The organism is Bacillus thermozeamaize (assembly GCA_002159075.1).
GTDB classification, from domain to species: domain Bacteria; phylum Bacillota; class Bacilli; order ZCTH02-B2; family ZCTH02-B2; genus Bacillus_BB; species Bacillus_BB thermozeamaize.
Window position 1 is genome coordinate 66,497 of the sequence record LZRT01000094.1, and the last position, 25,115, is coordinate 91,611.

The window sequence follows — 25,115 nt, forward strand, 5'->3', positions numbered from 1 at the left end:
GGTTTTAGCTAGTGTTTCGTGTCCGGTACAAAGGTGGCAATAGCCTGGAACGAACCGTGGAAATGTTGAAAGGAGATGGCGCCGGGAACGAGAAGATGATCTCCTTTTTGCAACGGGAAGATTTGCTCATCGATGCGCAGTTCGCCTTCTCCCTCAAGGATGCTGACGGTATAAAACGGTCCATGCGAGACAAAGGAAAGTTCATCTGACACGTCCCAGTGTTCCACCTGGAAATGGGGCCCTGACGGAAAGGAGGTGGCGATGCCTTTTTTCAGCACCTTGTTTGGCTGCAAGCTGGGGGAAGGTATCCGAATGACCTGCATCGCTTTCTCCAGGTGCAGTTCTCGCGGCTGGCCGTTTTTGTCCAGACGGCCGTAGTCATAGAGCCGGTATGTGACATCGGAGCTTTGTTGCACTTCCAGCACCCGCACGCCTTGGCACAGGGCGTGTACCGTCCCTGCGGGCACATAGATGAAATCCCCCTTTTCGACGGGGACATGGCGCAACAGTTCCTCCCACCGGCCTTCCCGGATCATCGCCTCCAGCTCTTCTTGCCGGCGCGCTGTGTGCCCGTAGACGATCTTCGCGCCGGGTTCGGCGTCCAGGACATACCAGCATTCCGTTTTGCCCATCGGTTCGCCTTCCAGCACCCTGGCCCAATGATCGTCCGGATGAACCTGAATGGACAGATCTTGCGCCGCGTCGATCATTTTGACCAGGATCGGGAAGGGCGTGCCTGGCTTGGTGCCGAACCATTCCGGGAAGGCATGCCAGACTTCATCCAGTGTCTTGCCAGACAGGGGGCCGTTGGCAATCCGGCTGCAGCCGTGGGGATGCGCAGAGATGGCCCAGCATTCGCCAATCGCCTCCCCATTGAGCGGATAGCCGAACGTCTCGCGAAGCCAGGTTCCACCCCAGATGCGTTCCTTGAAAACCGGTTGCAATAAAAGCGGATATGGCTGCATCGGTATCCCCCCTTGTTCTCGTCAACTTTCTGTGGACTAACGAGGGATGATTTCCATCACCCTGCTTTCAATCAACACGGTTTCCGCCGTGGCTTCGATATTGTAAGAATGCCCTTCCTGTGACTGGATCATGTGCTCGCAAAAGATTCGCTCTGTGAGGAGGAAGGAGAGGGTGGATTCCGCGCCTGCGTTCGGGTTGGGGCCGTCAGGGTTTAACCCGTCCAGTCCCGCTCCCTCTTCCGGCAAGCACATCATCTTGCCGAGGCGGTTCTCGCCGTAAAACCATTGCCGGCACCGCTTGAGCACGTCACCGTATTCAGGATTGCCGCTGATTTCGTACGCCTTGGCGGCAGCCAGTGCCAGCTTCAGGACATCGACCGGCTGCTGGTCCCACTCGCTGCGGGATGCCTTGGTGCACCAGCCCCGGTTTCCGACGGGCTGGATAAATAAGTGAACGGGATGACGCATCTTTGTCAGCAGGAAATCCAGCGAATCCATTCCGATCTGGAGAACCTTTTTGTTTTGCAGGTAATGCCCGCTGGCAAGCAGTGCCCAGGGAAGGAGGCCGTTGCTGTAGGTCATTGCGGGTTCAAACCAGTTCCATCCCGGACTGGCCGATTGTTCGTACATGGATACCAGTTTGCCGGAGAGTTGTTCAATGAGCGGCTCCAGCTGATCCCGGGCTTTTGGGGCTTGGCCGGCATACAGGACACAGGCGGCGAGCGCGTAAGCGCATCCCCGCGGGTAGGCCAGTTGGGCGGCTTGAGGAAGCGCCTTCCAGAACATTTGTTGGGCAAGCTGGCGGTGCGCTTCCTGTGGGGCGTGGAAAGAGGCAAAGGCAAGAGCCCACATGGCGCGGCCCAGGCAGTCGTCGGATGGTTCTTCCGGTTCCCGCTTTCGCGTATAGTCGATGTTGTTATAGAAATGGCCGTTTTCCAGCTGGTTCCAATGGAGAAATGCCAGGTACGTTTCAGCCAGCCGGTTCAATCGTTCGGCCAGGGGCCCTTGCGGCAGCAGCTTTAACCACCAGAGGACGCACCACAGCCCCCGGGCATTGTCATCGGTGGTGTATCCTTCCTGACGCCGCGGGATCAGGTGATTGGCATGTTCCAGCAATCCAACATCGTCGCTCAGGCGGAACAGATGACGGAAACTCACCCGTTGGATCATTGTTACTTCACCACCTTCGAACCCGTCATTTTGAGACAGACGTGATAAAATTTGCGGCCGACCGCATGCCAGCTCATCTCGCGTCCCAGCCCCTGCATCGCTTGTTCATAGCGGGCCAGTGTCTCCCGATCGCCCAGCAAACGGATCAGTTGTTGCCGCCACAAACCGGGCTGGTCGTAAGGAAGGAGCAGTTCGGGATAATCATGCAACAGATCACGGGCATGCGCATAAGGTGTGGAGAGGATGGGCCGTCCCAGACCGACGGCGTAGGCCAGGGTACCACTGGTGATCTGTTGCATGCCCGGATAGGGGGTCACATACAGATCACAGGCGACCAGCAACTCGCTCAATTTTTCCTCCGACAGATACCGGTTGACAAAGCGGACGTGTTCCTCCAGGTGATTTCGGGCTACCCAGTCTTCCAATTCTTCCCGGTAACGCTCACCGATCTGTTTTTTGATTTCCGGGTGTGTTTGTCCGGCGATGACATAGAGCAGATCAGGCACCTCTGCAATCACATCGGGTAGGATCTGGAGCAACATCTCGATCCCTTTCCCGGGACTCAGAAGGCCAAAGGTCATCATCACCCTGCGATTGTCCAGGCCGTGATGTTTCCGGATGGTCTCCCTTGGCAAGGCTGGAGGTTTGGGAGCGCCATGCGGCAGGAAGACGATCTTGTCCGGGTGGATCGGATAATGATTGGTCAGGTAAGAAACCGCCAGTCGGTTCATGACCATCACCCGGTCACTGTAACGGATGATCTCCGCCTGCACGCTTTTGTAGGGTTCCTGAGGTTGTTCAAAGACGGTGTGAAACGTGGTGATGACCGGCTTGTTCAGCAAGCGGAGGAAGGAGACGATGTATCGTCCGGCCTCGCCGCCAAAGATGCCGAACTCATGTTGCAAACTGATGACATCGATATCACTGTCGTTGATCCATTCAGCCAGCCGCACATAATCTTCTAGACGGTGTTTGAGCAGTGTTCGAACATTCCGTGGGGTTTCGGTGTCGCTGTCTGGAAGGATGGAGGCTACCGGAAGCGTCTCGTCAGACAGGTGATGCGCCTCCATGATCCCCTGCCGCAGATGATGGGTGAAGGTGGCGATGCCGCAACGTGTGGGAGGATAAGTACCGATAAATAAAAGTTTCATGCTTTTGCCACCGCCATTTTTCCGGATTTTTGCAGATGCCGCCGATCCATCTTCAGCTTGATGACAGCTCCGTGCATCATTTGGTCTGCCCCGGTCAGCAGGTGATCACAGAGGATGCAGTCCACCACATACGATCCGGATGCGATGGAGGTGCTTTCCCAGATGATCGAACGGGAACAGCTCGATCCTTTTCCAATCCGGCTGTGATTCCCGATGACCGCGTACGGTCCGATGGTACTGTTGTCTTCGAGCACGACATGATCGCCGATCAGGACGGGCGGAACCAGGATGACTCCCTTGCCGATTTGTACATTTTTCCCCAGGTAAACACCTTGTTTCTGGCGCGTGGCAGGCAATTGGAGAGGCACCTTGCCGTCCAGGATATCCCAGTGGGCCTGACGGTATCTTTCTGTCGTGCCCATGTCCATCCAATATCCTTCGATGACGGTGCCGTAAACGCCTGCTCCCTGCTCGATGAGCAGCGGGAAGGTTTCGCGCTCGATGGAGACTTCTTGGTTGGCAGGGATGAATTCCAGCACCTCTTTTTTCATGACATAAATTCCCGCGTTGATGAGATTGGAAGGAGCCTGATCACGCGGAGGCTTTTCGACAAAGCGTGTAATCTTTCCATCCAAAGTCAGTTCGACAACCCCATACGCAGAAGGATCTTCAACCCGTGTCAAACCGATCGTCACAGCTCCTCCATGACTGCGATGGAATTCCAGAAGGGGCAGGAGGGGAGCCATTTGCACCACATCGGCATTAATGACGAGAAACTGGTCACTCAGCATGGGTTCAGCATTTTTGATGGCGCCTGCTGTTCCGAGAAGCTGCTTCTCAACGGCATACTGGATCTCCACCCCTAACCGGCTTCCATCGCCAAAATGCCGCTGGATCACCTCGGGATAGTGCTTGACGGCGATCACAAACTGTTCGATCCCTTCCTGCTTGAGGTGCAGGATCAGGTGTTCCAGCCAGGGGCGATTCCCCAGAGGAGCCATTGGTTTGGGCAAGTCTTCCGTCAGCGGGCGAAGACGTGTGCCAAGACCACCAGCCAACAACAATGCCTTCACGATACGATCCCTCCTTGCGAAAATGGGTTGCTGTATAAATGTTCTAGAAATAGCAGCAAACAAGAAACGAGAGTGCTAAAATGTCAGACACTTAAAAAAGAGTAAAGAAAAAAGAAGTTATCCAATCTCTATCTCAACAAAGAAGGGCCTTGCTGACGCGTTCGTTTCGGGTCCCATTCTTCGTAGAAAACAGCAATTGAAACAACTTCTTTTTCCTACTCTTTAGGATTTATATGTCAGGTAAAACTTTAACATGCTGCTACTTCTAGCCTTATAACCAAAATTATGACACTCGTCACGGATCTCGTCAAGTGGAGGAGTGGCGAAAAAAAGAAAAAGCCCCTATAAAAGGGGATCAGGGGTAAGGAATCATTCACATATTAGGGTGCAAATCAGATAAACTGGGGTAAAGTGGGTATGCATCAAACGGCCAAGGCGAAAGGTTGTTCCGGCAGGTCAGGATGATGCAAGTCGTCACAGTGCCTGCTTGCGCAACAGATGCCATGGATGGGGTCGTGGTCGATGACCAATCCCTCCATATACCATGAATCATCCGGGCTGATGACGAAGGTCACTCCGCCTACCTGAACCCTGTGATCGCGAGCGGTAGGCCGATCCACTTGCACGCCGATGGAGTAGCCGCCGCAACCAAAGCCGCCGATGCGGACAAACAACCGCAGCGCCTGGTCCGCGGACAGCTCCATTTCCTGACGGTAAAACGCCGCTGCCGCCGGAGTGATATGAACGTCCAGGTTCAAAGGGATTCACCTCCCCACCTGTGTATCGGAACAACATCATGAAAAGCACTCTGTATGATAACAGCTAACTGTATTATAACACGAGATTGGTTCTTGTAAAGAGAAATTTTTCGGAGAAATGGTGAAGGAAATATTTTGCACAGATTTGTCTCTCTGGCGGTGGGAAACTTCTGGCGGCTGATCTATAATGGGAAGAAACAAGACAAGAGGAATGGGGCCAGGTGAGACAAGACGCATGACGACGGGCGGGCTTCTTGAGCGGATTGAACGGCAGTTTCGTGGCCGGGAAAGGAAAATTCTTGACCAACATCTCTATGTTCGCTCGGCCGTATTGCTGCCTTTGGTCGAATCGGACGGGGAGCTTGGGGTATTGTTTGAAGTGCGGGCGCATCACCTGAAACGGCAGCCCGGTGAAATCTGTTTTCCCGGAGGAAGAGTGGACGAAAATGACGCCGACGAGGAGGCGGCCGCTGTCAGGGAAACGTGCGAGGAGCTGGGCCTGAGATCGGATCAGGTCAAGGTGTACGGCCCGCTGGACGTCCTCGTCGGCTCCTTCCCGCTGATGATCATTCCCTTTGTGGGGAAAATTCCTTATGATGCGGTTGTGCCCAACCCGAGTGAGGTGGCGCAAGTTTTTGTCGTGCCGTTGTCTGTTCTGTATCAGATGCAGCCGCTGCGGTTTGATGTCCCTGTGAAGGCCACTCCAGCCGAGGATTTTCCGTTTCACTTGATCCCTGGCGGACGCAACTACAAGTGGCGTACCTATACTCTCCCGGAATATTTCTATTGCTACGAGGACAAGGTGATCTGGGGTTTGACGGCCCGCATCCTGCGGCATTTCTTGGAGTTGACCCGCAACGGATCGGCGGCGAAGCCAAAAGGATAGGAGAGAGGAGATGGTCCATTTTCGTTTTTTTCACGCAGCCGATTTGCACTTGGACAGCCCCTTCAAGGGGCTGTCTCGTTTACCGGCACCGATCGACGAGGCGGTGCGGCAGTCGTCGGTGGCCTCGTTCAACCGCCTGATCCGCTTCTGCATCGAGAAGCGGGTGGATTTTCTCTGTTTGAGCGGTGATCTCTACGAAGTGGCAGACGGGCGGCTGGCTGGCCAGATGGTGCTGCAAAGGGGGCTTTGGCGGCTGTATGAGGCGGGCATTCACAGTTTTGTCATCCGGGGCAATCACGACCCCCAGGATGGGCCGCATGCGCAGCTGGAGTGGCCGCCGACGGCCCACCTTTTTTCTTCCCAGCGCGTTGAAGGAATTCCTTTTCGCAAAGGGGGACAAGAGGTGGCGCGCGTATACGGCCGCAGCTATCCGACAGCCCGTTTTCAGGAAAATATTCTGTCCGAATACCGGCGGGACCCGATGGTGCCTTTTGCCATCGCGATGCACCACACCAATGTGGACGGGATGGGAGGGCATGAAAACTATGCTCCTTGCCGTCTGAGCGAACTGGTCGCATGCGGCATGGATTATTGGGCGCTTGGCCATGTCCACAAGCGCCAGATTTTGCATGAGGCGCCATGGGTGGTTTACCCCGGCAATCTGCAGGGCAGAAGCATGAAGGAGCAAGGGGAGAAGGGCGGTTATCTCGTGGAGGTGCGGGATGGACAGGTGGAGGCCATCCAGTTTGTGCCATTAAGTGAAGTGATATGGCAGGAGCTGGAGGTGGATCTGACAGGGGCGGAAGCGGAAGAGGAGATGCTGCGTCGGATCCGGGCCGCGCTGGCCGCTTTGCAGGAGGAGCTGGGAGGCCGGGCCGCCATGGTTCGCCTCGTGCTTCAGGGGATGACCACGCTGGCTCCCCGCCTGAGGAATCCTCTGGTGCTGGAGGACGTGCTGGCGCTGCTCAACGACGAGGTGAACAGCCAAGTCGGCGGGAAGAACGGCCAGTCCACCGCCGCCTGGATGTGGCTGGATGAGGCTGTCAACCGCACGCTGCCGCCTTTTGATCGCCAAACTGTTCCGCCTTTTATCCGCGAAGTGTTGTCCGCATGCGGGCGGCTGCGATCCTCCGGCCATGGCCAAAAGCCGGAAGAGTTGCCCCCGCTGAAGGCCCTCTGGACGCATCCTGCAGCCAGGAGATACCTGGAAGCGTGGACGGGAGAGGAATGGGAAGGAATTTTCGCTGAGGTGGAGAGCCTCCTCTTGTCCTTGTTGCTTTCGGAACGGGAGGGAGGGCGATGAGTTTGCGGCGGATTCGCAAGCTGCGGATTGACGGGTTCGGCCACTGGCGCAATCAGGAATGGGAGATCCATCCACGTCTCCAGTTGATTGTGGGACATAACGAAGCGGGGAAGAGCACCTTGCTCGGATTTATCCGGGGAATTTTGTTCGGGTTCGAGCCGCGCAACTCGCCGCACCGGTATGAGCCGTCCAAGGGCGGCCCCTTCGGCGGTTCCATCTGGATGGAGGATGAGACCGGTCTGTGTGTGCAAATCCAGCGCCTGGGGAAGGAGCGGGTATCCGGCCAGCTGACCGTTTATTTACCGGACGGGCAAACGGCGGGGGAGGACTGGCTGAAGGAATGGCTGGGGAGGATCGACAAACAAACGTTCAGGCAACTGTTTGCTTTTGGATTGGATGATTTGCAGCAGGTACGGTGGCTGGAAGAAGAAGCCCTGACCCCTTTTTTGTACAACACGCTTGCGGGAACCGGAATCTCTCTGGAACGTGTGCAAAAAAAGCTGGCTGAACGGGAAGCGGAACTGTTCCGGCCGCGCGCCAAATCCGGCCGGATTCTTCATATCCTGCAGCATTTGGACGCGCTTGAAGAGAGATGCCGGCACTGGCGCAAGCAGCAGGAACAGGCGGTTGGCTTGAGAAAGCGGCTGGAGCGGGTGAACGAGGAAATTGGCCGTCTGGAGCAGGAAATCGGGAATCGGCAAGAACAGTTAAGCCGCCTTGAGCGCGTCGCCCAGCTTTTCGCGCCCTATCGAAGGTTGCGGGAGCTGGGGGCAAGGCAGCAAAAGGCAAAGGGAGAGCCCGAACCTTACCAGCGTGCGGGCGATCTCAGAGAGCGGTTATCCGAGCATGAAGCGCGGCTGAAGGCGCTTTACGGACGGAGGGAAGAGGTGAAGCGGCAGCTGGTGGAGACCGAGTCACATGATCGCGGCCACAAAGACGGCGAAACGGCACAATCGCTTTCGGGCCTGTTCCTGGCATTGTCGCTCGCCTTGCCGTCCAGCTGGTGGCTGCTGGTTCAGATCTGGAACGGCGGACAAAACCTGTTTTCCCTCAGTCTCGGCGTGATCCTTTTGCTGATAGCTGTCTCCTTGGCCCTGGCCTTCCGTCGCAAGGCGGCAAAAAGCCGCCGGGAGCGGCGGCGCCTGGCTGAGATGGCGGAGCGGTTGAGGCAGGAGGCGGAACGGCTCAATCGTCAAATCGAAGCGGCAGAGCATGAGGCGTCCTGCCTGCGGGAGGCATGCGCGATTCAGGAATCGTTTGGCGAGTGGTTCGCGCAACCGCAATGGCAAGCCTTGATGGATGAATGGCACCGTCGGGGAGAAGGCCGGCTTGCTGCGGAGCGGCAGCGCCTGGAGGCGGAGTTGGCGCAGCAGATGCAGGCATATTCTGCCCGCCTGGAAGAACGGGGCCGGCTGGCGCAGCGGCTGGAGGCGCTTCAGAGCGAAGCGGCGTTGGGGGAGGCTGAGCAGGAGGCTGCACGGCTCAAAGCCGAACTCCAAAAACAGGCCATGCAGTGGTCGGCGGTGGTTTTATCCCGGGCGGTCCTGGAGGAGGCGATGGCCGTTTTTGAACGGGAGCGACAGCCGCTTGCCCTGCAGCGGGCCTCCGAGTACTTTGCGCAATTGACGGACGGCCGCTATCTCCGGATACTGGCGCCGTTGGGGCAGCGGGAGTTGTTGGTCGAACGCCATGACGGGGAGCGGTTTCCGCCCGAACGGCTGAGCCGGGGTACGGTGGAACAATTGCTGCTGGCGATGCGTCTTGCCTTGGTCGAGGAATACAGCGGCAAGGTGGTGTTGCCCCTCGTCATGGATGATATCCTGGTCAATTTTGATCCCCGGCGGATGGCATCCGCGGTAGAGACGATCACCCAGCTGAGCCGGCAGCGCCAGGTATTCTTTTTAACCTGCCATCCGCATGTCGAGGCAGCATTCCGCCAGGCGCTTGCGGGAGAGGATTGGGACTGTCTGGAGTTGGCATGAGGGAAGTGCGTGCGGGCGTGATAAGAACGGTTACGCAGTTTTCAGTCGTGTGTGAAAAGGAGAGACTCGTGGTAGAATGATGGGAACTGGGAGGTGATCGGAAGTGCAAGCGATTGAAGATGTGGCGCAATTCGCTGAGACAATCGCGACGGGCACCGTGGTGGCCATGTTTCATGCGGACTGGTGCAAAGATTGCAAGTTTATCGATCCATTTATGCCGGATGTGGAAAAGGCGTACCAGGGAAAAATACGCTTTGTCAAGGTGGACCGGGATCGCTTTCCGGAACTGGTGGAGCGTTATGATATTTTCGGCATCCCCAGCTTTGTGGCATTTTTTGACGGCAAGGAGACGATTCGTTTTGTGAGCAAGTTGCGAAAGACGCGGGAAGAGATTGAGCATTTTCTGGATCGCGTGTGCGAGGTGAGCGAGGCACTGGCCCAGAACTAGTCGGAGGTGAGGAAATGTCGCGGTCAAACGAAGATTGGGACGCTGCCCAAGATGGCGGCAGGGCCGCCGCATCAGGCGGCCGCGGTGGCGGTGGAGGACAAGGGAGGTTGTGGAAGGTACTCGCCGGGCTGGGGGCCTTTCTGCTGGCATTTGGCGGGAAGCTGAAATTCCTCTTGCCCCTGCTCAAGTTGGGGAAGGTTGGCGGAACGATTTGGAGCATGTTGCTGATGATGGGCACCTATGCCCTGATTTATCCGTGGCAGTTTGCCATCGGGATTGTCCTGATGATCTTTGTCCACGAGATGGGCCACCTGCTGGCCGCCAAGCGCAAGGGGTTGCCGGTTTCAGCGCCTGCTTTCATCCCTTTTGTCGGCGCGCTGGTCACGATGAAAAAGGCGCCGCCTGACGCGGAGACAGAGGCATACATTGCCTATGCCGGCCCGCTGGTGGGCAGCATCGGCGCGTTGGTCTGCCTTTGGCTTGGCCGGAGCCTGGAGATGCCGGTGTTGCTGCTGGTGGCCTGGTTTGGGTTTTTTATCAATTTGATCAACCTGCTGCCGATTCATCCCTTGGATGGAGGCCGGATCGTCACGGCGATCTCCCGCTGGTTATGGGTGGCCGGCCTGGTTATCGGTTTGCTGGCCGTGATCTGGTTGCGATCGATTTTGCTGGGCCTGGTCTGGATTTTGTTTGTCTGGCAGCTGGTGCAAAGCTGGCGGCGGAAAAAAGAGCCGCACAGCCAGGTGCGATGGGCACTGGAGGTGAACCGGCGGCAGTTTGAGGAGGCCGGCATCCCAGTTCCCGGCGCTGAACACACCCGTCAGCTTGAGTTTCAGATTTACAGCCGGCTGGAAGATCAGAAAAAGTATTGTGACATTTTTTATCCGGGTCTGGGAAAACTAGGCACGATTCCCTTTCCATATGGCGAGGTGGTCGCCGTGCGGATGAACGGGATCAGGCCGGGCGGAGAAGGGGAGGATGGGGGAGAACGCTTGATTGTTCAGCTTGAGCTGACTTATTTGCCGGATGAACAGTTTTCCCCGATTCGCGAGGACGCCTATTACCGGGTACCGGCCCGCACCCGCGTGATGTATGGCCTGGCCTATTTTGGCTTGATCTTTGTCCTGAGCGTCTTGCTTGTCATGACACATGATTTGATTCCTCCGCTTAGAGGATAGCCACTGAGGGGAAAAGCAGGGAAAGAGGTTGCATTTCCGATCATTTTGTTATACTATTTTATGCATTAGTATAACTCATTTAGAGTAATACGCCATAATAGGATAACCTTTTTCCGGAAATAGAATGGCTTTGTTTCCTTTTGATTGTTTTATCGAGTACGTCATTGACCCTAATTCACTCCATATGAAGAAGAGAGAGGATTCGGCATGGGAGGAATCAAGAGGTTTCAAAAAGTCTTGGTAGCCAACCGCGGGGAGATCGCGATTCGCGTTTTTCGTGCTTGTACGGAGATGAAAATCCGTACGGTGGCCATTTACTCTGAGCAAGACAGCGCTTCGCTGCACCGGTTCAAGGCGGATGAGGCCTATCTGGTGGGAGAAGGCAAGGCGCCGATTGAGGCCTATCTGGATATTGAGGGGATTATCGAGATTGCCAAACGGAATGACGTGGACGCCATTCATCCCGGATACGGTTTTTTGGCGGAAAACGCCACGTTTGCCCGCCGCTGTGAGGAAGAGGGGATCACTTTTATCGGCCCCAGCCCGGAACATATCAACATGTTTGGGGACAAAGTGGAGGCCCGCAGGCAGGCGATTGCCGCAGGGATTCCGGTGATCCCCGGCACGGATGAGCCGATTCAGGATCTGGCGGATGCCGAGCGTTTTGTGGCTGAACACGGCCTTCCGATCATGATCAAGGCGGCCGCTGGCGGCGGGGGCCGGGGGATGCGCGTCGTCAAGCGGGCGGAGGAGCTGCCCGAGGCGTTCAACCGCGCCCGCTCGGAGGCCCGTTCCGCTTTTGGCGATGACCGGGTTTACCTGGAAAAATTGATCGAGCGGCCGAAGCACATTGAGGTGCAGATTCTGGGTGACCGCTACGGAAATGTGGTTCACCTGTATGAACGGGATTGTTCCATCCAGCGGCGCCACCAGAAAGTGGTGGAGGTGGCTCCGGCCCGTACACTGACGCCGGAGCTGCGGGAAGAGATCTGCCAGTCCGCATTGCGCCTGATGCAACGGGTGGGATATGCCAATGCGGGGACGGTGGAGTTTCTGGTCACCGACGAGGGCAAGTTTTACTTTATCGAAGTGAACCCGCGGATTCAGGTGGAACATACGATAACGGAACTGATCACCGGCGTGGATCTGGTGCGGGCGCAGATCCGTCTGGCAGAAGGGTACCCGCTGACGGATCCGGAGGTCGGCGTGCCGGCTCAGGAGCAGATCACAACCACTGGTTATGCCATTCAGTGCCGGATTACCACGGAAGATCCGGAAAACGGCTTCCTTCCGGATACGGGGCGGCTGGTGGCTTACCGGTCGCCGGGAGGATTCGGCGTGCGGCTGGACGGCAGCAATGGCTTCACAGGGGCGCTGATCACACCTTATTATGATTCGCTCCTGGTCAAGGCCTGCACCTATGCCAACACGTTTGAAATGGCGGCCGACAAAATGCTCCGGGTGTTGCGGGAGTTCCGCATCCGCGGCGTGAAGACCAACATCCCGTTTCTGGAGAACGTGATTCAGGACGAGCAGTTCCTGAAAGGGAATTATGACACGTCCTTTATTGACAGCCGTCCCGATCTGCTCCGGATTCCCAAGCGCCGCAACCGCGGAACCAAACTGCTGCAGTATATCGGACATGTCATCGTGAATGAACGTCCGGTGGAGAAGAAACCGGTGTTCGCCAAGCCGCCCCTGCCCCGGATTACGGAGGAACAGCAACGAATCTTTGCAAGCCAGATGGTTGGTGAAGGCCCCTATCCGTCCACCAAGCGGATTTTGGATGAGCAGGGGCCGGAGGGGCTGGCAAAATGGGTGCTTGCGCAGAAACGGTTGCTCGTCACCGATACCACCTTCCGCGACGCGCACCAGTCGTTGCTGGCCACGCGGGTGCGGACCGATGACATGGTCAAGGTTGCGGAAGCCACCTCCCGCCTGGCTCCGGAACTGTTCTCACTGGAACTGTGGGGCGGTGCCACCTTTGACGTGAGCATGCGTTTCCTCAAGGAGAGCCCTTGGGAGCGCCTGGACAAACTGAGAGAGCGCATTCCTAACATTCTCTTCCAGATGCTGCTGCGTGGTTCCAACGCGGTCGGATATACCAATTATCCGGACAACCTGGTGGTTGCGTTCATCAAGGAAGCGGCGAAGCGGGGAATCGATCTGTTCCGGATTTTCGACAGCCTCAACTGGCTGGACGGGATGCGGGTGGCCATCGATGCGGTGCGCAATGCCGGCAAGATTGCGGAAGGTACGATTTGCTACACGGGGGATGTGCTGGATCCTGCCGAAAGCAAGTACACGATGAAATACTATGTCCAGATGGCCAAGGAGCTGGAGAAAGCGGGCGCCCATATTCTCGGGATCAAGGATATGGCCGGTCTCTTGAAGCCATATGCGGCATACGAGCTCATCCGGACGCTCAAGCAAGAGGTAGGCATCCCCATCCACCTGCACACGCACGACACCAGCGGCAATGGGCTGGCGATGCTCCTGAAAGCGGCGGAAGCCGGGGTGGACATTGTGGATGCGGCGCTCAGCTCGATGTCCGGCACCACCTCCCAGCCCAGCCTGAATGCCTTGGTGGCGGCCCTGGCCCAGGATGAGCGGGCGACGGGCCTCAATCCGGACAACTTGCAGGCGCTGAGCGATTACTGGGAAAAGGTGCGGGAGTTTTACCAGCCCTTTGAAAGCGGCATGAAGGCCAGTTCGGCTGACATTTACAAGTACCAGATGCCTGGAGGCCAGTACACCAACCTGGAGCAGCAGGCCAAGGCGGTGGGCCTGGGTGATCGCTGGCCGGAAGTGAAAGAGGCCTACGCCATGGTCAACCGCATCCTGGGCGACATCGTCAAGGTGACGCCTTCCTCCAAGATGGTGGGCGACTTCGCGCTCTTCATGGTCCAAAACGGACTGGACGAGAAAACCCTCTACGAACGGGGCGAGCAGCTGGACTTCCCCGCTTCGGTAGTGGACTATTTCATGGGCTATATGGGCCAGCCGTACGGCGGGTTTCCGGAGCGGCTGCAGAAGATCGTCCTCAAAGGGAGGGAGCCCTTAAAGGGCCGGCCGGGCGAACTGCTGCCGCCGGTCGACTTCGCGGCGGTGGAAAAGGAGCTGGAAGAAAAGCTCAAGCGCCCCGTCAAGCATGAAGAGGTCCTTTCCTATTGCCTGTATCCGAAGGTCTTCCTGGATTACCAGAAACACCTGGAGGAATACGGGGACGTCTCGGTGCTGGATACGCCTACCTTCTTCTACGGCTTGCGGCCGGGAGAAGAGATTGCTGTCGAGATCGAACGGGGCAAGACGCTTTACATCAAGCTGATGTCGGTCGGCGAGCCGCAACGTACCGGCAAGCGGACGATTTACTTCGAGCTGAACGGTCAACCGCGTGAGATTGAGGTGGTCGACCAGTCGCTCAGCGAGACGGTCCAGTCCCGCCCGAAAGCCGACCTGAACGATCCGTCTCAGGTAGGCGTTTCGATGCCGGGGAAAGTGGTGAAAATCTTCGTTTCCGTCGGAGACAAGGTGAAGAAAGGGGAGCACCTGATGGTGACGGAAGCGATGAAGATGGAGACGACCATTCAGGCCTCCCAGGACGGAGTGGTGGAAGAGATCCTGGTCCGGGAAGGCGATGCCGTGGAAGCCGGAGACCTGGTGCTCAGGCTTAAACTCTAGGCGAATCTTAAACTCCTTTAAACACTAGGTGAATTCGGCCTCTTCATTGGGCTAGTTGCAAGGGGGCTATCCCAGTGCAGGCAAAGTCTGCGCGGGATAGCCCTTTTTTAGGTAAGATGGTCATACCAGGGATGATGACGTCTCTTGGGCATTGTGACCCCCTGAATTTGAATAGACGGCCCAATTTGTCGGAAACATTTTGATCGTCCAGCTCCACTTACCCTCTCTCTCATACATTGAATTTAAGAATGTACATGGAGGGGGAGGGTTTTTGCGTGGGCGGCAGAAAGCACACAGGTGACAGGAATGAAAAGGATTGGAAAAGCAGAGAAGACTGGAGAAGTAGAGAAGTTTTTGGCGTGGTTTACCATCGGGATGGGCATGACGATGATGACCAACATACCCACCAAATGTATCTGATCTCATGGGACGGGGAGGCGCTGCATGTTCACAACTTTGCCGGTGTGACCTCCTACAATGTGGGACACCGGCACCGGTATCTGGGAACGACCGAACCGGCGCCCAGCGGTGTCCCGCACACCCATGCCTACTATACGGAAACCTCGTTTGATGACGGACACAGGCACGTCATCCGCGGATGCACCGGGCCGGCTATTCCACTTCCCGGCGGTGGTCATTATCATCTGTTCAGGGGATATACCACGGTGGACGGGAGGATTCCGCACACCCATTATTACTGCGGAAAGACGAGCCCTTGATTGAATTGGCAAAACCATTGGTTGCACAGCAGGCCACAGATAAGAAAGATGCCCCTCTTTCAAATTGGTTTGATCGTGGCTATAAAGCTGTTGACGGGCGAAAATGAAACGGCAAGAGGGGATTCGGCGGGGTTGCGGCTAGATTCCCCCATGACACAAAGCCCTTTGGAAATGCCTATTGGCAATTCCAAAGGGCTGAAGCGTTTAACTTTGAAACTTTCATTTTAATAGCTCTGAAATAGCTCTGAATTTAATAGCTCTGAATGAACATCTGCACAAACGTTTTCCCGTAAGGGCCGCCATCCAGGATGCCGACGCCCACTTTGTTGAATGAAGGATTCATGATGTTGTTGCGGTGTCCAGGCGAGTTCATGAAGCTCTGATGCGCGCCGGTGACCGACGGGTTTTGGGCGATGTTTTCGGCGGCTGCCTGCCAATCGGTGACGCCAAAGGAACGCATCATGTCAAATGGTGAACCGTAGGTAGGCGAGGTATGGGAGAAATAGCCTCGATCAATCATGTCCTTGGCTTTCGCACGCGCAACTTTTACCAGGCGCATGTCCACCTGCAGGGGCTGTAGGCCCGCTTTTTGCCGCTCTTGGTTGATCAGCTGGACCATCTGTTTCTCGTCGGCAGTCAGGCTGGCCGGCAGTTGGTCATTGGTTCCTTGTTGCGGATTGCTTGGCGGTGTGGCCACGGGCGGCTGCTTGGCAGGAGGCTGCGAGACAGGCGGTTGTTTCGCCGGCGGCTGTTTCACCGGCGGTTGCTCGACAGGCGTTTGTTCGGCCGGCGGTTGTTTCACTGGCCATTGGATGACCAGCGGCTTGTCCATTTGCGTGGAATAAAAGAATTTGTATTGGCATTTTAATGGAATGTCGTACATGAATTGGGTATAGATTTTTGCCGCCTTTGTCACTGCGGTTTTGGTCACAGAAGGTTGCTCCGGTGACATGGCATTGGCTGAAGGAGCAGGCATCAGGGCCGCAGCGAAAAGCGTCATGCTGGTGCCGAGAATGGCCAGTTTTCGCAACAATTTTCTCACTCCTCTTCCCATGGTTTGATTTATCTATCTCTATCTGTCTTACGTGTCTAGGTTACTATAGATTGTGAGTGCCTCCTAGTTGTAAATCATGGCGTTCATGGAACAACATGGCGCTCCTGACAGAAATGTGTTATTGTTTGACCGGAGCTGCGCAAGGAAGGGTATAATTAGGAAAGACATTTATCTTGCAAGCATCTGGAGGCTGGAGCGTGCAACAGGAGATACGCGGGGCGTTGCATTTGATGTACAAGGCATATCGGCACATTTTGCCCAATGTCAATCGGGAGATTGGCAGGTGGCGGCGCCGGGCAGGTGAAATCCCCGATCCGGAGCTGCGGCAGCAAGCCTTGAACAGCATACGGTACAAAAAGTTCCACTGTCAGGGAGGCGCCATCTACGCGCTGCTGTCGGCTGGCGATCTCCGTCGCATTGTCCGGTTAATCGTGGCGTTTCAGACGATCAGCGATTACTTGGACAATTTGTGCGACCGCAGTTCATCGATGGCGGAAGAGGACTTTCGGCAGTTGCATCAGTCGATGCTGGACGCCGTTGATCCGGCGCATGCGCTTTCCGACTATTACCGGTATCATAAGGAAAAGGACGATGGCGGTTACCTGCGGGATCTGGTTCGCGCCTGTCAGGATGAGATCAGCCGGTTGCCAGCCTATCCGGTGGTTTATCCCGAAGTGCAAAAGCTGGTTCAGTTGTACTCGGACATGCAGACTTACAAACATATCCATCCCAGGGAAAGAGAGGCCAGGTTGCAGGCATGGTTTGGGGAATACCGGGATCAGCATTGGCGGGAAGTGAGGGAGCTCTACTGGAATGAATTTGCGGCAGCCTGCGGCTCCACATTAGGGGTGTTTGCCTTGTTTGCGGCAGCAAGCCTCCCCTTCTGCCACGAGCGGCTGGTCCGGGAGGTACGGCAAGCCTACTTTCCGTGGCTATGCGGCCTGCATATTTTATTGGATTACTTTATCGACCAAGAAGAGGATCGGATAGGCGGGGATTTGAATTTTGTCACTGCTTACCCGGATAGTGTGGATGTGTTGAAGCGGTTGCGGCTGTTCAGCCAGCAGGCGGCCGCGAGGGTACAGGGGCTGCCGCAGGCGCGGTTCCATCGCTTGGTCATTGAGGGCTTGCTGGGTCTGTACTTGTCCAACAACAAAGTGAAGGAGGCCGGGCATTTACGGCAAATCGCCCGACAGCTTCTGCGGGAACGGGGATGGCCGGCTCGCTTTTTCTATCTGAACGGCCGGCTCTTGATGGGCCATCAGGAGCAGACCCAGCCGGGACGAGGCTGATGATGGCGGACGTCCTGCGTGTCAATGACGCTTCCTTGAGGCTTTCTTGATTTGAAAGCCGATGCCGATCGTCAGAATGGTTGCCAGGCACAGAAGCAGGATGGCCACCGGGTTGCGGTAAGCGATGGCACTGGAAATACCGACCAGCAAAACGGCTGTCAAGACGGCAAAAAAGAAGGCCAATGGTTTGCTCAATGTCGTTCTCTCCTTTCGACAAACCTAGTGTACCACAAGTGTTCATTCAAAACGATAGGGGATGGAGCGTGGATGATGAACAGGATTGGCATCATAGGGGCAATGAACGAGGAAGTGGAAAAGTTTCGTCAAACAATGGTGATTGAGGAGAGCCGCAGCGTGGCCGGCATCTCTTTTTTTGTGGGGGAGTTTGAGGGTCGGCCGGTGGTGGTTTGCCAGTGCGGCGTGGGCAAGGTAAATGCGGCGATGTGCACGCAAATTCTGATCGACCGGTTTGCGGTTGACCAGGTGATCTTTACCGGGGTGGCAGGAGCCTTGGTGCCGACGCTGGACATCGGGGATATCGTGATTTCGACCGATTGCATCCAACACGATATGGACGTGCGGGCGCTTGGATTTGCGCGAGGCATGATCCCGTTTATGGATCAATCCATTTTCATTGCCGATCCGGGGTTGGTTGAGCTGGCTTATCGTGCTGCGCAGGAGACAGCAGACGGGCAACAGGTGATCCGGGGACGGATCCTGTCCGGCGATCAATTTGTCGCTGATCTGGATACGGTCAGCAGCCTCTACCTGGAATTGAGCGGTGCTTGCGTCGAAATGGAAGGGGCGGCGGTGGCGCAGGTTTGCACGCTGAACGGGGTCCCGTTTGTGATCATCCGCTCGATGTCTGACCGGGCCGACAAGTCAGCGGATGTCAATTTCCGCGAATTCGTCTGCATGGCTGCAGAACGCTCCTACCGGATTGTGGAACGGATGGTTCAATCCATGAAATGAAGCGTAAGAAGCCCCATTCCGTTTTGCATAACCGCTGCTTATTTGCTATATTATCTTTTGTGATGTCCATTTAGGAAAAGATTAAAATTTTCAAAATAAAATAAGATAAAGTAAGGTTTAAGGTTGGGAGAGGAGCGTTTTGGCAATGAGTCGGCAAGTCTGGATCAGACATCTCTTTTTTATCCTGGCAGTTGTTGCGATGGGGGCTTTCATCGCCGGCTGTTCTTCGGCAACCTCAGGAAAGGGGGAGACAGGAAAGGGAGAGGAAAATCTTGCGCAATATTATGCCTCCACCGAAGCGGAGCTGGGAAAGGACAAGCCCATTTATATCGATAAGGAGAACAAAAAGGTAAAAGTGTACGCTACGGTCAACGGGAAGTACCTGGTGGAGCCGACGCGGCATGGTCTCAACTGGGTGGAAGGCGCATACGGGGATCAGGCGGTGTTGAAAGGATATGCCAATCCGCTGGCCTTTTACAATGCGTTGATCGAGCTGGGGCTGACGCCGGCTGTGGCGAAAGGCGGCGATGCCAGCAAGGAGTTTGAGGAGACCCCGGAGGGCAAGGTAATCAAGGGGGATCCGCTGCAGATCACTGTCACCTGGGAAGGGGCTGGCAAGGAGTACGACATCAATGAAGTGATGCTGGATTCCACAGGCAAGGAGTTGGCTTATCGCTTCGGCGGGAATTATGATGCCGCGCTTAAAAAGATGACAGGGTGTTACATGTGTTTTGACAGTTGTTCGGTGGGGATTACCAGCAACGCTTCCCAGCCGGTGGGAACGTTTGAAAACGGCAAAGCCGAATTTCGCGGCAATCCGGAGGTGTTGCCCCAAGACGGCACACCGGTCATCGTGACGTTCGCCCCGAAACAGTGAGAACGATCGGCGATGGTGGGGGATCAGGATGAAGGTAGTGGGTAGATTGGGAGTTCACTTGCTGGCCTCCCTCTTTCTTTTTTACGCCATGGGACTGGGGGCCAGTCTCCTGCTCATCCAGAGCAAATGGCTGGATATGCGCTTTGATTGCGAATACGTGATTCTGGTTTCGATGTTGACGGGTTTATGGTCCACCTTTGTTGCATTGTTTATGGATGCGCCCAGGTTTTCTTGGTGGAGAAGAAGGGGGCCTTCGTTGGCCGCACTGGGGGCCAGCCTGGTTTTGGTCCTGCTTTTGACCCTGCCCAAGGGCGGATGGCTGATCATGCCGGCCTACGCCAGCCGGAAAGCCTTGTTTCTTGAGCAGGCACTGACGCTTTCGCAGATGAATGGCTGGCTGGCGGTTTGGTTTCTGGCAGGCCTGGCTTCCCTGATCGTGTCCTGGCGGATTCCCCTGGCATTTGTCAAGGGAGCGCCGATGCAATGGAAATCGCTTTCGCTCTGGACCCGCACGGGGATGTTGCTGATGTTTGGCCTGATCGGGCTGTTTCTCCTCGTGTATCTCGGGAACGGCGAATTTCAGGCCGCCGTCAACCACGCGGCGGCTGTGATGGCGCAGGCGGATGTGGAGGCTTTCCGGAATTATCTGCTTTCCTTTGGCCCGCTGGCTGCAGTGGTGTCCGGGCTCCTGATGGTGTTTCAATCCGTGATCGCGCCGCTCCCGGCTTTTGTCATCACGTTTTCCAACGGGTTGCTCTTCGGCTGGTTCTGGGGCGCAGTGCTTTCCTGGAGCAGCGCGATGGCCGGCGCTGTGCTCTGCTTTTACCTGGCAAAGTTTTTTGGCCGGCCGCTGGTGGAAAAACTGGTCAGCCGTACCGCCCTGGACTGGGCCGATCGGTTCTTTGCACAATATGGGAGCTATGCCATTTTTATCGCCAGGTTGGTGCCGGTGGTGTCGTTTGACCTGGTCAGCTATGCGGCCGGCTTGACCAATGTGGGCTTCTGGCATTTCTTCTGGGCCACGGGCCTTGGCCAGTTGCCGGCAACGCTCTTGTATTCGTATCTCGGACAGACGGCGACAGGCACGGTGAAGATTCTGTTCTTCCTCTTTACGATTGTGATTGCCCTGGCGGTCATCGGCATGCTGCTCAAACCGCGGCTGCTGAAAGCGGGTGAAAAGAAAGGGCAAGGGAAGGTTGAGGCGAAGTGATGATGAGGGGAGGCAACCATGGGGCAGAGGCGGCAGGAAGAAGCTCGGCGTTGCGCGCCGTGTTCCGGATGGGTATCCGGATAATGGTGAGCGCCGCTTTGCTCACATGGATGCTGACCCGGCTGGACTGGCCCGCCCTATGGGTGTCCCTGCGTGAGAGCCAGCTTGTATACTTGCTTCTGGCTTTTGGAGTGGTGCATGGGGTGGTTCTGGTCAGCGCATGGAAGTGGATGTTGCTGGTCTTGCCGCAGGAGGCGGCGAACAGGCGCCGGACAGGCATGAACTATGGATATTTCCTGAGATTGTATTACGTTGGCCTGTTCTTCAATCATTTTTTGCCGGGCAGTGTGGGAGGCGATGTCGTCCGGATTGCTTTGCTGAGAAAGTCGACAGGCTGGATGCTTGCGGCCGTCAGCGTGTTTGTGGAACGGTTGACCAGCGGCTTGGCGCTTGTGGCCATTGTGCTGGCGGGCGGATGGATGCTGGAGGCGGTGCGCCCCTTTCTGGAAATCGTGTTGCTGCTTGCCGGCTGCTTGATGCTGGTGGTTCTCCTGTTGTGGCGGCTGGCCCGCGACCGCAACCGGGAGACTTCCCAAAAGCTTGATGGCGGGGGTGCCGCCGCCCCTTCCGGCGGCAGGGCTGGCGCAGGCATCCGGAAGCGCCTGCGTCAAGGCTGGCAGGATGCGTTGTCGGTGTTCAGGCGGTACCGTGCGCAAAAGCCCGGCTGGTGGGTGCAAATCGCGCTCTGTTCCTTTGCCTTTCAGGCAGGGTTGGTCTGGATCAACGACCTGCTTTTCCGGGCAATGGGATACCGTCTTCCCTGGCTGGAGCTGCTTGTCTTCATCTCCCTGATTTCGGCACTGACGATGCTGCCGATTAGCGTGAACGGCCTTGGCGTCCGGGAGGTGAGCTACCTTTATTTCTTTCAGCAACTGGGCGTCCCGCAGGAAATCGCGGTTTCAGTCTCCCTGCTGTTTTTCCTGATGGTCGCCTTGTCCAGTTTGCCGGGGGGCCTGTTTTGGCTGAAGGCGGCAGGCAGGAAGAGGCATGAAGCCCTCGAGTCCACTTGATGAAATGGGGGGATAAGCCATGCAACCAGAGGTGGCGGAGGTTGCGCGCCGCACGCTCTGGCACTTCCGCTGGCTGGTGCTCGTCGTGCTGCTCGTGAACGGGGTATGGAATTTGGTCGTGCCCGGGGATATCCGCCGTTTTCTCTCCGTGCAGTCGATCGGTTGGGCTGTTTTCTTTTTGTGCTGGATGTGGGAAGGTTATTTTGAATGCTGGGCCTCTTGCCGCCGCAGACCATAGGGATACGGAGAACGTTGGCAAAAATGGATCAAGCGGGATATAAATAAAGGTGTGGCAAAGGATGGGAAAAGGATGAGGCGAAAGGGCGGTCTGGTCCTCGGTACCCTTTTGATACTGGCTGCTGTTTTGCTTGCGGCATGCTCGCCGAAAACGGCTGTACCGGATCAGCAGGAATCCGGTTCGGCAAGCGATGCTGCCGCCAAGGGTGAAGCGGTCCTCAAGCTCTCGTGGGAGGAGATTGAAGCCGCTGCAAAAGGGAGTCAGGTAAACTTGTTTATGTGGGGCGGTGATGACGGCATCAACCGCTATATCGATGAGTGGGTCGCCCCCAGGGTGAAGGAACAGTACGGGATCACCCTGAAGCGGTATCCGATGGATGCCTCGGAATTTATCAATAAGCTGTTGAGCGAGAAGCAGTCCAGGAAGCAAGCGGGAAGCATGGATATCATCTGGATCAATGGCGAAAACTTCCGGAACGCCAAGGAAAACGGCCTGCTGCTCGGTCCGATTGCCCCCCTGTTGCCCAATGTGCAGCGCTACATGGATCCGGAGCGGCATGATTTGAAGTACGATTTCGGATATCCGACAGAAGGCTATGAGGTGCCCTGGGGCCGGGTACAATTTGTCTTCGCTTACGATTCGGCCAAGGTAAGCAATCCGCCCCGCACGCTGGAGCAGCTTGTCGAATGGGTGAAGAAACATCCCGGGAAGTTTACATATCCGGCACCTCCCGATTTTACAGGCAGCGCATTCATCCGCCATGTCCTCTTTGAAACAGCCGGCGGCGTCGAACCCTTCCTGAAACCGTTCGATGAACAGACGATGGAATCGTACGGTCAGGCCGTCTGGGATGTATTGAACGAGATGGCCCCATACCTCTGGCGCCAGGGAAAGTCGTATCCCCAGTCACTGGCGCAGCTGGACCAGTTGTACCAGAACGGAGAAGTCTGGATGACCATGGGGTATGACGAGGCGAGGCCTTCCTTGCGGATCGCGGAAGGCCAGTTTCCGCCGACCACCAGAACGTTCGTCTTGGAAGGGGGAACATTGGCCAATTCCCATTACCTGGCGGTTCCTTTCAATGCCCCTAATCCGCACGGCGCTTTGACAGTCATTAATTTTCTCCTTTCGCCGGAGGCCCAGAAGAAGAAAATGGAGCAAACCTACTGGGGAGAAAATATGTCCTTGGACCTCGAGCGGCTGTCGCCGGCGGATCAGGAATGGGTCCGGCGGCTGGACAGGGGAGTAGCCACTCTTCCGGAGGATGTCCTGGCCAAGCACCGCCTCCCTGAAATCGACGGCCGCTATGTGGAATGGCTGGAAAGAAAATGGCTTGAAAAGGTCGGAAAATAGGTGGAATCGAAGGTGAAGCACAAGAGAGCGGAACAACGGTTCGGGTGGCCGTGGGGGGTGATCCCCGCGGCGTTGTTTTTTCTCGTCTTTTTCTGCGGAGGTCTGCTACAGGCAATCTGGTTCAGTTTCCTTCCGGACGGGGACGGACACCAGGGGATCGGCTGGGCGTACCGGGAACTGGCCAGTCCAGACTTTTTGCATTCACTTGGCGTGACGGTCGGGATGTCCGCAGCGGTGGCCTTATTTTGCGGCGTGATGGGACTGGGGGCGGCCATCTTGCTGACGCGTCCGGCCGGATGGCGGCAAAAATGGTATCTCTTGTTCCAATTTCCGATGGCGTTGCCCCATTTGATGGCCGCTTACCTCCTTTCACAGATGTTGTGGCAGAGCGGCTGGTTGTCCCGTCTGGCTTACCATTTGGGGTGGATTGACGAGATGGAACAATTTCCGGTGCTGACTCAGGATGCGTGGGGAGTGGGCGTCCTGATGGCCTATGCCTGGAAAGAAATTCCTTTCATGATATTGTTGCTGGTGCCCTTCCTCCTCCGGCTGCAAGACCAGTGGGAGGAAACGGCCCGGTCACTGGGGGCTTCGGAAGGGCAGATTTTGCGTTGGGTGATTTTGCCTTTGCTCTGGCCTGCCTGGGTGGGGGGCATGTGGATTCTTTTTGCTTTTGTGCTCGGAGCTTATGAGATTCCGGCATTGATGGCCGGCACTTTTCCCGGATGGGTACCGGTGCGAGCGTGGCAGGAGTACACGATGTTCGGTCCGGAACGGCGCGCGGTGGCCATTGCGATGAACCTGGTGCTCCTTGTGGTGGCCCTGACGGTTGGGTTGTTGCTCCTCCATCTGCAACGAGTATGGTATGGTAGAGGGAGGAGGATCTAGGCGTTGAGGGATCTGCAGTTCAACCTGCGGTCCGGGGGAAGATGGGTTGAATGGCTTCTGCTAGGGCTTTTGTCCCTCTTTCTTCTCCTTCCCCTGATTCCGCTGGTGCTCTGGAGTTTGGCCGGCCATTGGCCCTGGCCCGAGGTTTGGCCGCGACAGTGGAGCGGCAAGTCCTGGACATATTTGTTTTCGCCGACTGGGAGGGCCTGGGAGGGGCTGATGAACAGCTGGCTGGTTGCATGTCTTACCTTGTTGTTCAACCTGTTTCTGGGCGTACCGGCGGCCCGGACACTGGCCATGCGGCGGTTTCGAGGACGGGGCTTGCTATTCGGACTGTTCTTGGCGCCGCTGTTTGTCCCTTTTACGGTAACGGTGATGGGGATGCACCTGTGGATGTCACGCTGGCCGGGGGAATTCCTGCACATCAGCGTCGCGCTGGCGCATCTGCTGCCGACGCTGCCATACTTCATCGCCATTCTCTGGTATCAGTACCGACTGCTTGGCAGCCACTTGCAGGAGGCGGCACGCACGCTTGGGGCCAGTTCATGGCAGATTTTTCGCTGGGTGGAGCTTCCGCTATTGTGGCCGGGCCTTGCGATGGGGAGCGTATTGGTCGTGCTCATCTCGCTCAGCCAGTACGTCGTCACCTGGGTGACCAGCGGCGGCACGCTGCTGACGCTGCCACTCCTGATGTTTCCGTTTGCCAGCAGCGGCAAGGCATCGCTGGTGGCTGTCTATAGCTTGTGGTACATGTGGCCGGTGCTCTGTCTCTATTTGGTGTATCTGTGGGCTGCGGGCCGGACACAGGTTCCGGGAAGAAGGAGATTTGCCAGAAAGAGAATGTGAA

At 56.5% G+C, this 25,115-nt stretch carries 22 protein-coding genes; 16 read left to right on the forward strand and 6 right to left on the reverse strand.

Translation table 11 applies throughout. The annotated features are described in order from the left end of the window. Window positions 1-8: 8 nt before the first annotated feature. The 5 genes from BAA01_01395 to BAA01_01415 all read right to left on the reverse strand — a co-directional run bounded on the left by BAA01_01395 (window position 9) and on the right by BAA01_01415 (window position 5,111). Window positions 9-965, reverse strand: a complete 957-nt coding sequence (locus BAA01_01395) for a mannose-6-phosphate isomerase, class I (protein OUM86037.1) — start codon at window positions 963-965, stop codon at window positions 9-11. 36 nt (window positions 966-1,001) lie between these two features. After that, window positions 1,002-2,135 carry a hypothetical protein gene (locus tag BAA01_01400; protein ID OUM86038.1) on the reverse strand — a complete coding sequence of 378 codons (1,134 nt, stop codon included), beginning with the start codon at window positions 2,133-2,135 and terminating at the stop codon, window positions 1,002-1,004. 2 nt (window positions 2,136-2,137) lie between these two features. After that, window positions 2,138-3,286 carry a hypothetical protein gene (locus BAA01_01405; protein OUM86039.1) on the reverse strand — a complete coding sequence of 383 codons (1,149 nt, stop codon included), beginning with the start codon at window positions 3,284-3,286 and terminating at the stop codon, window positions 2,138-2,140. After that, window positions 3,283-4,359 (reverse strand): mannose-1-phosphate guanylyltransferase, encoded by a 1,077-nt coding sequence (locus tag BAA01_01410; protein ID OUM86040.1) that lies wholly within the window; start codon window positions 4,357-4,359, stop codon window positions 3,283-3,285. The genes BAA01_01405 and BAA01_01410 overlap by 4 nt, the downstream gene beginning before the upstream one ends. Before the next feature lie 422 nt (window positions 4,360-4,781). Beyond that, the gene (locus BAA01_01415; protein OUM86153.1) at window positions 4,782-5,111 is read right to left on the reverse strand and encodes a hypothetical protein; all 330 of its coding nucleotides are present in this window, start codon (window positions 5,109-5,111) and stop codon (window positions 4,782-4,784) included. 241 nt (window positions 5,112-5,352) lie between these two features. On the opposite strand from BAA01_01415, the gene BAA01_01420 reads away from it, so the two are divergent. From BAA01_01420 to BAA01_01450, 7 genes are all read left to right on the forward strand, one after another. After that, entirely contained in the window at window positions 5,353-6,003 is a 651-nt protein-coding gene (locus BAA01_01420; GenBank protein OUM86041.1) for a hypothetical protein, read from the forward strand. A gap of 10 nt (window positions 6,004-6,013) precedes the next feature. Continuing rightward, window positions 6,014-7,306, forward strand: coding sequence for a hypothetical protein (locus tag BAA01_01425; GenBank protein ID OUM86042.1), 1,293 nt, complete (start codon window positions 6,014-6,016; stop codon window positions 7,304-7,306). Then, complete coding sequence (locus BAA01_01430) at window positions 7,303-9,288, forward strand: hypothetical protein (protein ID OUM86043.1); 1,986 nt, start codon at window positions 7,303-7,305, stop codon at window positions 9,286-9,288. The genes BAA01_01425 and BAA01_01430 overlap by 4 nt, the downstream gene beginning before the upstream one ends. Window positions 9,289-9,391: 103 nt before the next feature. After that, the gene (locus BAA01_01435) at window positions 9,392-9,736 is read left to right on the forward strand and encodes a thiol reductase thioredoxin (protein OUM86044.1); all 345 of its coding nucleotides are present in this window, start codon (window positions 9,392-9,394) and stop codon (window positions 9,734-9,736) included. 107 nt (window positions 9,737-9,843) lie between these two features. Then, the gene (locus tag BAA01_01440) at window positions 9,844-10,914 is read left to right on the forward strand and encodes a hypothetical protein (GenBank protein ID OUM86154.1); all 1,071 of its coding nucleotides are present in this window, start codon (window positions 9,844-9,846) and stop codon (window positions 10,912-10,914) included. A 207-nt stretch (window positions 10,915-11,121) separates the two neighbouring features. Continuing rightward, window positions 11,122-14,595, forward strand: coding sequence for a pyruvate carboxylase (locus BAA01_01445; GenBank protein ID OUM86045.1), 3,474 nt, complete (start codon window positions 11,122-11,124; stop codon window positions 14,593-14,595). A 359-nt stretch (window positions 14,596-14,954) separates the two neighbouring features. Further along, complete coding sequence (locus BAA01_01450) at window positions 14,955-15,314, forward strand: hypothetical protein (protein OUM86155.1); 360 nt, start codon at window positions 14,955-14,957, stop codon at window positions 15,312-15,314. A gap of 250 nt (window positions 15,315-15,564) precedes the next feature. Here BAA01_01450 and BAA01_01455 read toward each other — a convergent pair whose 3' ends face one another. Further along, complete coding sequence (locus BAA01_01455; protein OUM86046.1) at window positions 15,565-16,347, reverse strand: hypothetical protein; 783 nt, start codon at window positions 16,345-16,347, stop codon at window positions 15,565-15,567. A gap of 251 nt (window positions 16,348-16,598) precedes the next feature. Between BAA01_01455 and BAA01_01460 the strand changes: the two genes are divergently transcribed. From BAA01_01460 to BAA01_01500, 9 genes are all read left to right on the forward strand, one after another. Beyond that, window positions 16,599-17,660, forward strand: a complete 1,062-nt coding sequence (locus BAA01_01460) for a hypothetical protein (protein OUM86156.1) — start codon at window positions 16,599-16,601, stop codon at window positions 17,658-17,660. Window positions 17,661-17,927: 267 nt separating this feature from the next. Beyond that, a complete protein-coding gene (locus tag BAA01_01465) occupies window positions 17,928-18,632 on the forward strand; it encodes a 5'-methylthioadenosine/S-adenosylhomocysteine nucleosidase (GenBank protein OUM86047.1) in 705 nt (234 codons plus the stop codon). Window positions 18,633-18,831: 199 nt separating this feature from the next. Further along, on the forward strand, window positions 18,832-19,509 hold the full coding sequence (locus BAA01_01470) for a hypothetical protein (GenBank protein ID OUM86157.1): 678 nt from the start codon (window positions 18,832-18,834) through the stop codon (window positions 19,507-19,509). A 478-nt stretch (window positions 19,510-19,987) separates the two neighbouring features. Then, window positions 19,988-20,719 (forward strand): hypothetical protein, encoded by a 732-nt coding sequence (locus tag BAA01_01475; GenBank protein OUM86158.1) that lies wholly within the window; start codon window positions 19,988-19,990, stop codon window positions 20,717-20,719. Between the two features lie 68 nt (window positions 20,720-20,787). After that, entirely contained in the window at window positions 20,788-21,789 is a 1,002-nt protein-coding gene (locus tag BAA01_01480; protein OUM86159.1) for a hypothetical protein, read from the forward strand. Between the two features lie 19 nt (window positions 21,790-21,808). After that, the gene (locus BAA01_01485) at window positions 21,809-22,027 is read left to right on the forward strand and encodes a hypothetical protein (protein OUM86048.1); all 219 of its coding nucleotides are present in this window, start codon (window positions 21,809-21,811) and stop codon (window positions 22,025-22,027) included. Between the two features lie 72 nt (window positions 22,028-22,099). After that, on the forward strand, window positions 22,100-23,380 hold the full coding sequence (locus tag BAA01_01490) for an ABC transporter substrate-binding protein (protein ID OUM86049.1): 1,281 nt from the start codon (window positions 22,100-22,102) through the stop codon (window positions 23,378-23,380). Then, window positions 23,381-24,268, forward strand: coding sequence for a spermidine/putrescine ABC transporter permease (locus BAA01_01495; GenBank protein OUM86050.1), 888 nt, complete (start codon window positions 23,381-23,383; stop codon window positions 24,266-24,268). Between the two features lie 3 nt (window positions 24,269-24,271). Then, window positions 24,272-25,114: a hypothetical protein gene (locus BAA01_01500; GenBank protein ID OUM86051.1), complete on the forward strand. Its 843-nt coding sequence runs from the start codon at window positions 24,272-24,274 to the stop codon at window positions 25,112-25,114. Window position 25,115 lies beyond the last annotated feature (1 nt).

Bases quoted from the DNA above. Each gene is read 5' to 3' on its own strand.
- BAA01_01430 (OUM86043.1), top strand. From the start codon at position 7,303: ATGAGTTTGCGGCGGATTCGCAAGCTGCGGATTGACGGGTTCGGCCAC.
- BAA01_01445 (OUM86045.1), top strand. From the start codon at position 11,122: ATGGGAGGAATCAAGAGGTTTCAAAAAGTCTTGGTAGCCAACCGCGGG.
- BAA01_01470 (OUM86157.1), top strand. From the start codon at position 18,832: ATGGGGGCTTTCATCGCCGGCTGTTCTTCGGCAACCTCAGGAAAGGGG.
- BAA01_01425 (OUM86042.1), top strand. From the start codon at position 6,014: ATGGTCCATTTTCGTTTTTTTCACGCAGCCGATTTGCACTTGGACAGC.
- BAA01_01475 (OUM86158.1), top strand. From the start codon at position 19,988: ATGCAATGGAAATCGCTTTCGCTCTGGACCCGCACGGGGATGTTGCTG.
- BAA01_01395 (OUM86037.1), bottom strand. From the start codon at position 965: ATGCAGCCATATCCGCTTTTATTGCAACCGGTTTTCAAGGAACGCATC.
- BAA01_01460 (OUM86156.1), top strand. From the start codon at position 16,599: ATGTACAAGGCATATCGGCACATTTTGCCCAATGTCAATCGGGAGATT.
- BAA01_01420 (OUM86041.1), top strand. From the start codon at position 5,353: ATGACGACGGGCGGGCTTCTTGAGCGGATTGAACGGCAGTTTCGTGGC.
- BAA01_01465 (OUM86047.1), top strand. From the start codon at position 17,928: ATGATGAACAGGATTGGCATCATAGGGGCAATGAACGAGGAAGTGGAA.
- BAA01_01400 (OUM86038.1), bottom strand. From the start codon at position 2,135: ATGATCCAACGGGTGAGTTTCCGTCATCTGTTCCGCCTGAGCGACGAT.
- BAA01_01480 (OUM86159.1), top strand. From the start codon at position 20,788: ATGGGTATCCGGATAATGGTGAGCGCCGCTTTGCTCACATGGATGCTG.
- BAA01_01490 (OUM86049.1), top strand. From the start codon at position 22,100: ATGAGGCGAAAGGGCGGTCTGGTCCTCGGTACCCTTTTGATACTGGCT.
- BAA01_01405 (OUM86039.1), bottom strand. From the start codon at position 3,286: ATGAAACTTTTATTTATCGGTACTTATCCTCCCACACGTTGCGGCATC.
- BAA01_01485 (OUM86048.1), top strand. From the start codon at position 21,809: ATGCAACCAGAGGTGGCGGAGGTTGCGCGCCGCACGCTCTGGCACTTC.